Annotated in this window: 7 protein-coding genes; all 7 read right to left on the reverse strand. The window is 62.2% G+C overall.

Going from position 1 to position 6,395, the window contains the following annotated elements:
* Positions 1-104: 104 nt before the first annotated feature.
* Complete coding sequence (gene ptsN, locus ACIQ17_RS29390) at positions 105-566, reverse strand: PTS IIA-like nitrogen regulatory protein PtsN (RefSeq protein WP_398472966.1); 462 nt, start codon at positions 564-566, stop codon at positions 105-107.
* A gap of 224 nt (positions 567-790) precedes the next feature.
* On the reverse strand, positions 791-1,396 hold the full coding sequence (gene hpf / locus ACIQ17_RS29395; protein ID WP_398472967.1) for a ribosome hibernation-promoting factor, HPF/YfiA family: 606 nt from the start codon (positions 1,394-1,396) through the stop codon (positions 791-793).
* Between the two features lie 60 nt (positions 1,397-1,456).
* Positions 1,457-3,139: an RNA polymerase factor sigma-54 gene (gene rpoN, locus ACIQ17_RS29400; protein WP_398472968.1), complete on the reverse strand. Its 1,683-nt coding sequence runs from the start codon at positions 3,137-3,139 to the stop codon at positions 1,457-1,459.
* A 105-nt stretch (positions 3,140-3,244) separates the two neighbouring features.
* A complete protein-coding gene (gene lptB / locus ACIQ17_RS29405; protein WP_398472969.1) occupies positions 3,245-4,237 on the reverse strand; it encodes an LPS export ABC transporter ATP-binding protein in 993 nt (330 codons plus the stop codon).
* Between the two features lie 127 nt (positions 4,238-4,364).
* Positions 4,365-5,042 carry an LptA/OstA family protein gene (locus tag ACIQ17_RS29410; RefSeq protein ID WP_398472970.1) on the reverse strand — a complete coding sequence of 226 codons (678 nt, stop codon included), beginning with the start codon at positions 5,040-5,042 and terminating at the stop codon, positions 4,365-4,367.
* A gap of 8 nt (positions 5,043-5,050) precedes the next feature.
* On the reverse strand, positions 5,051-5,806 hold the full coding sequence (gene lptC, locus ACIQ17_RS29415) for an LPS export ABC transporter periplasmic protein LptC (protein ID WP_398472972.1): 756 nt from the start codon (positions 5,804-5,806) through the stop codon (positions 5,051-5,053).
* A 165-nt stretch (positions 5,807-5,971) separates the two neighbouring features.
* Positions 5,972-6,395: ribonuclease D (locus ACIQ17_RS29420; RefSeq protein WP_398472973.1), on the reverse strand; the 424-nt coding region annotated here is incomplete at its 5' end.

The raw sequence follows: 6,395 nt of genomic DNA on the forward strand, positions 1-6,395 counted from the left end.
TGACCGGGTGACCCATTACACATTGGACAGACAGAGTTTACTGGATCGCCCGGTCCTGGCGCGCAATTGCGCGCAAGGCCGGGCGATGACAGTTAGACCTATACTTAAGCAGCCGTCGCCGGTGGCAGCGCCAGGACCGAATAGATCGCCTGCGCATCACGCGAAGCGCGCAGCTTCTTGGCGACATCCTGGTCGCGCAGCAGACGCGCGATGCGCGCCAGCGCCTTCAGGTGATCTGCACCGGCACCTTCGGGCGCCAGCAGCAGGAAGACGAGATCGACCGGCTGGCCATCCATCGCCTCGAAATCGATCGGACGCTCCAGGCGCGCGAACAGGCCGAACAGCTTGTCGAGCTTCGGCAGCTTGCCATGCGGAATTGCGACGCCGTAACCCACCGCCGTCGTGCCCAGCTTCTCGCGCTGCAGCAGCACCTCGAAGATCGTGCGCTCGTTCTGTCCGGTCAATGCCGAGGCACGCGCTGCCAGCTCCTGCAACGCCTGCTTCTTGCTATTAACTTTCAACGCCGGGAGGATCGCCTCGGGCGCTACCAGATCGGTAATTGTCATTGACCGTTCCGAGGAAAATTGACCGTCCGCGGTGAGTTTGGACCAAGACCGGCAGCGTCAAGAAAGACTGTAAGTGGACATCGTTCCCGGTGACGGATCACGTGCCCGGCGGTTATCGCCGGAACGTAGTCTAGCACCGGAAACCCCCATGCGAAATCCATCGACCGGTATAACCCGTCAAAGGCGGCGGACCATATGCATGGCCCGCCGGGGCGTCAATGGCGTCAGGACGGTTTAATCACCGGAGGATCGACCCAGCCCACATTCCCGTCGGTGCGGCGGTAGACGAGGTTCACCCGCCCGGTACTGCCGTGCTGGAACACCACCACCGCGGCACCGGTAAAGTCGAGTTCCTGCACCGCCTGGCTGACCGAGAAGCGCTTCAGCGACTTGGTTGATTCCGCGATGATGACAGGCTCGTAACCGCTCGCCACCTCGTCTTCATGATCGGGCGCTTCGATGATGTAGCTCGGCGCATCCACGGTGGGCGCAGTGAGTTCAGCGAGTTGCTCGGCTTCCGCATGCGCCTTGCGCGCAGACCGATCCTTCAGCCGGCTCTTGTAGCGGCGCAGGCGCTTCTCGATCTGCAGCAGCGCCTGGTCGGCGCTCACATAGGCATCCTGCGCATTGGACTCGGCTTCGAGCGTCACTCCGGAATCGAGATGCAGAGAACAGTCGGTACGGAAACCGAAGCCGTCCTTGCTCAGCGTGATGTGACCGGAATAGTTGCCGTCGAAATATTTGCGGAGCACTTCATCCGTGCGCTCGGACACACGGCCGCGCAGAGCGTCGCCAACACTGATACTTTTTCCCGAGATGCGAAGAGTCATGCTGATACCTCGATTCGATCCAAGTAGAACCGACAGTATCCCGTTTCCACGCGAGCGCAATCAAGCTGATGCAGTGTCGCGGGATCGGTCGGGTGACTTCTCAGAAGATGTCCTTTCGGACGGGGTGGAGGGCGCCTTGAGAGCATTGCCGAGCATGCTTTGCTTGTCACGACGGCGCTGCACCGACGACGGAATCCGCATGGCCTCGCGGTATTTCGCCACGGTACGACGCGCGATATCAATGCCGGTTTCGCGCAAGCGTTCCACGATCGTGTCATCGGACAGGATAGCTGACGGGCTTTCACCATCGATCAACTGCTTGATGTGATGTCGCACCGCTTCCGCCGAATGCGCTTCGCCGCCATCGGCCGAGGCAATCGACGCGGTAAAGAAGTATTTCAGTTCGAAGATGCCGCGATTGGTCGCCATATATTTGTTGGCGGTGACGCGCGACACGGTCGATTCATGCATCTGGATGGCATCGGCAACTGCCTTCAAATTCAGGGGGCGCAGATGCGCGACACCCTGGGTGAAGAAGCCGTCCTGCTGGCGGACGATCTCTGTCGATACCTTGAGGATAGTACGCGCACGTTGATCCAGCGCACGAACGAGCCATGTCGCATTCTGCATGCAATCGGAAAAATACGACTTGTCGCCGTCCTTGCGGATCGTCTTCGACAATTCGGAGTAGTAAGTCTGATTGACAAGAACGCGGGGCAACGTGTCGCTGTTCAGCTCCACATGCCAGCCGCCGTCCGGACCCGGACGGACGTAAACATCCGGCACCACCGTCTGGGCACGCGATACGCCGAACTTCAAACCCGGCTTCGGATCAAGCCTGCGAATTTCGCCGATCATGTCGGTGAGATCCTCGTCGTCGACGCCGCACAGTTTGCGGAGTGATACGACATCGCGCTTGGCCAGCAGATCGAGATTCTCGATCAGCGCCTGCATCGCGGGATCGTAGCGATCCTGTTCGCGGAGTTGAATCGCGAGGCATTCACTGAGATTGCGCGCGCACACGCCGGGCGGATCGAATGTCTGCAAGGTGGTGAGCACGAGCGCGACATCGTCGGACGATGCGCCGAGCTTGTCACCGACATCACCGAGATCGGCAGGCAGATAGCCGGCCTCATCGACGAGATCGATCAGATACTGTCCGATCATGCGCTGCGCCTGCGACGTGAACGCCACCGCCAGCTGCTCCGCGAGATGATCGCCGAGCGTCACTTCCGCCGCAACGAAAGCCTCGAGATTGTAGTCGTCGTCGTTCGACGCGCCGCCGCCCCATTCCGTATAGGCCGTGGGCGCCGCGTCCTGCGCATTGCGCGCGGCCGTCTCGGACGGCTCTTCGGAGAACACATTGTCGAGGCCGGTATCGAAGGTCTGTTCGATTTCGCTGCGCGAGCCGAGATCATTGTTGATCCAGTCCTCGGGCGCCGGAGCGTCAAACCTGCTGTCGCCGCGCTCGGCGAAGTCGGAACCGTCACCGCCGCCATCGGATCCGGATGCGTAATCGTCGGCGCGCTCATAGTCGGACCGTTCGGGGCTCGGCTCACCTGCCACCGGCGCTTCCGGCCCGTCGCTGGCGCGCTCCAGCAGCGGATTGCGCTCGAGTTCATCCTCGACAAAGGTGGAGAGGTCGAGATTCGACAGCTGCAGGAGCTTGATCGCCTGCATCAGCTGCGGCGTCATCACCAGCGACTGGGTCTGCCGAAATTCGAGTCTCTGCGTCAGCGCCATCGCGACAAAAAACCGATCCAAGAAAAACGGGACGAAAATTGGTCCGTTTCTTGCTTAGACCTTTCCCGGCCTGATGTACACGTCTTGACGAAAGGGAAATTTCGACTAGAGGCGGAATTCTTCGCCAAGGTAAAGACGCCGCACATCCGGGTCCGCGACGATCTGTTCCGGCGTTCCTTCCGTGAGGATCTCACCGGCATAGACGATGTAAGCGCGGTCCGTCAGGCCCAGTGTCTCGCGGACGTTATGGTCGGTGATGAGTACGCCGATGCCGCGATTGGTGAGATGGCGGACGAGATCCTGAATGTCGCCGACGGCGATGGGATCGATGCCGGCGAAAGGTTCGTCCAGCAACATGTAGTTCGGCCGCGTCGCCAGCGCGCGCGCGATTTCGACACGGCGGCGCTCGCCGCCCGACAGCGCGATCGAAGGCGACTTGCGCAGCTTGGTGACGTTGAATTCGTCCAGCAGCGCGTCGAGTTCGTATTCGCGCTTCTTGCGGCTCGGCTCGATCACTTCGAGGACGGCGCGGATGTTCTGTTCCACCGTCAGGCCGCGAAAGATCGACGCTTCCTGCGGCAGATAGCCGATGCCAAGCCGCGCGCGCTGATACATCGGCAGCTTCGTGACGTCGTGGCCGTCGAGCTCGATGGCGCCGCTGTCGGCGCCGACCAGTCCGGTGATCATATAGAACACCGTGGTCTTGCCGGCACCGTTGGGGCCGAGCAGACCGACTGCTTCCCCGCGGCGGACATAGATGCTGACGCCGCGCACGACCTGGCGCGAACCATAGGTCTTCTTCACCCCGTGAACGGCGAGATAGCCCGATCGCGGCGCCTGGCGCTGCGCGCTGGCGCCATTGCTGCGCTGGCGCGGTGCCTGCGGTGGCGGCACGTCGGGACGGCGGGCCTGCTGCACGGGCTGCGGCGGAGCCACATCTGGCGCCCCGCGTGACATCGGCGGCGCGTCGCGCATCGGCTGGCCGACCAGACCACCCATGTCGTCCTGAAGCGCAGTGATATCGACCGGCTGCCGCGCAAAACCCTGCGGGCCGCGTTTCGGAGCGCGCCGACGGAACATGCCGAGGAGATCAACCATTCGCGCTACGATTTACCTTTGACGATCCGTCCAGTGACGCCGGATTGTTCACTCAAACAATGGCGATAACGGGTTAATGGTCAGGATTCAACGGCGGCGCGCATTGCGGAGAAGGCGCCGACCTGCACTATTTTTTTGCGCCGGGGATGATCGAGGTCGGCCCGCTGCCCGGCTGGCCGGAGCCTGACGACTGGAAAAGGCCCTGAACACGGCCGCCGGTCGACTCGACCCGGGACGTGCCCGTGGTCATGTCGACGATCAGCTTGTCGCCCTTCAGCACATTCTTGCCCTGGGTCAGCACCACGCCGCCCGATCCGCCCAACATGGTGACGAGATTGGTGCGGGTGTCGAACACCGCCGTCTCGCCGGTCACGACCTGGTCTTTCTGCGTCACCACCACGCTGCCGCGCGCTTCCAGCCGGCGGATCGAGGATGACCCGCCCGGGCCGGGCTGCGCCGCCTTGATCTGCCCCTTCTGCGCGCCTTTGGCGGGCGCACTGGCCGGCTGATCGGCCGATTTGGCGCCGTCATAGAATACCACCAGCGATTTCGACTTCATGGTGGTGTCGCCCTGCACGACTTTGACGTCGCCGGTGAAAGTGGCTTCCTTCTGCTTGTCACGCACTTCGAGCGACGCCGCTTCGATCTGGATCGGCTGATCGCGATTCTGCGAGAAACCCTGCATGGCATTGGGAACGCCCTGGACGGCGCTTTGGGCATACGCCTCGCCGATCGCGACGACGGCCAGCACCGATAGGCCTGCTCCCATCCAGCGATGACGCGGAAAAAATCGTTTCAAAACCATGGTCACATTCATTTCGCGTGGGCGCGCTTGCCGCCATTGGCGCGCGGCTTCTCGGTCTCCGCAGGCGCCTTCACGTCGGGCTGGGGTGCCGCATCCGGCTGCTCCGCCCCGTCCACCGGCGGCTGATCCATCACCAGATTCATCGACACGCCGCCTTCGAATCGCACCACTTCACCATTGTCCGTAATACGCATCCGCTGCCCGAGCAAAGTGCCGTTCAGCATCTTCACATCCACCGGCTGATTGGAATCCACCGTTCCCTTGGAAATATCGACAATGGCCTCGGTCAGCCGCGCTTCGTAGCCGGTGCTTGTCTGCAGGAAGATATCCTTGGTCAGATGCAGCAGCTGCGTCTTGGAGTTAAACTTGCCGGTGCGGGCATCAAGGTTCAGCGTCGATTTGTCCTCCATCACGACCTTGGCGCGCAGGATGGACAATTCGAGATTGTCGGGATCCGTGAGGTCCTGGGTCGCCGCCTTGGCCCAGAGCTCATAGGGCCGCCCGTCCGGCGAGAAACCGGCCAGATGCGGCGTCTCCATAGTGATCTTGGTGCCGGACACGACGAGATTGCCGATATCGACCGGCAATTTGGTCAGGATCCGGAACGGATTGAACAGCGAGATACCGACGATGGTCGCCATCGACAGCACCACGATAGCCGGAACCGCGACCCGGAGCACGCGCACGAAGCGGCTGTGGCGCGCAGCGGCTCTGAACCGCGCTTCCATGGTCGCTTCGTAACCATCAGCCTGAATCGAACTCACCGACGCTCCAACGGGCCTGCATTGGCAGGCCATCCGGGTTCAGCCGGCACTCTACGCTGAATTGTGCCCTTTTGCAGCCCCACGCACCCAGAACGACGAGTTTGGCCGAAACGCGGCAGCGCGATCGGCCAATGGCCGACCGGTGGCACAGTGCCGCAGGCGGCGTCAGGAATGGGCGAAAATGTCCTCTTCCTCCCAGCCCGACAGATCGAGCCGGGCCCGGTGGGGCAGGAATTCGAAGCAGGCCCGCGCGATGTCGGTCCGCCCTTCCCGCGCCAGCATCACATCCAGCTTTTCACGCAAGGCGTGGAGATGCAGCACATCCGACGCCGCATAGGCCAGTTGCGCATCGCTCAGCGTGTCGCTGCCCCAGTCGCTGGACTGCTGCTGCTTCGACAGATCGACGCCGAGCACTTCGCGGACCAGATCCTTGAGACCGTGGCGATCCGTATAGGTGCGGCAAAGGCGCGAGGCGATCTTGGTGCAATAGACCGGCGACGGCATCACGCCGAGCGCGTTGGACAGCGCGGCAAGGTCGAAGCGGGCGAAATGGAAGATCTTCGTAATGCCGGCATCGCCGAGCAGCTTC

The sequence above is a fragment of the Tardiphaga sp. genome (assembly GCF_044340795.1).
GTDB lineage: Bacteria > Pseudomonadota > Alphaproteobacteria > Rhizobiales > Xanthobacteraceae > Tardiphaga.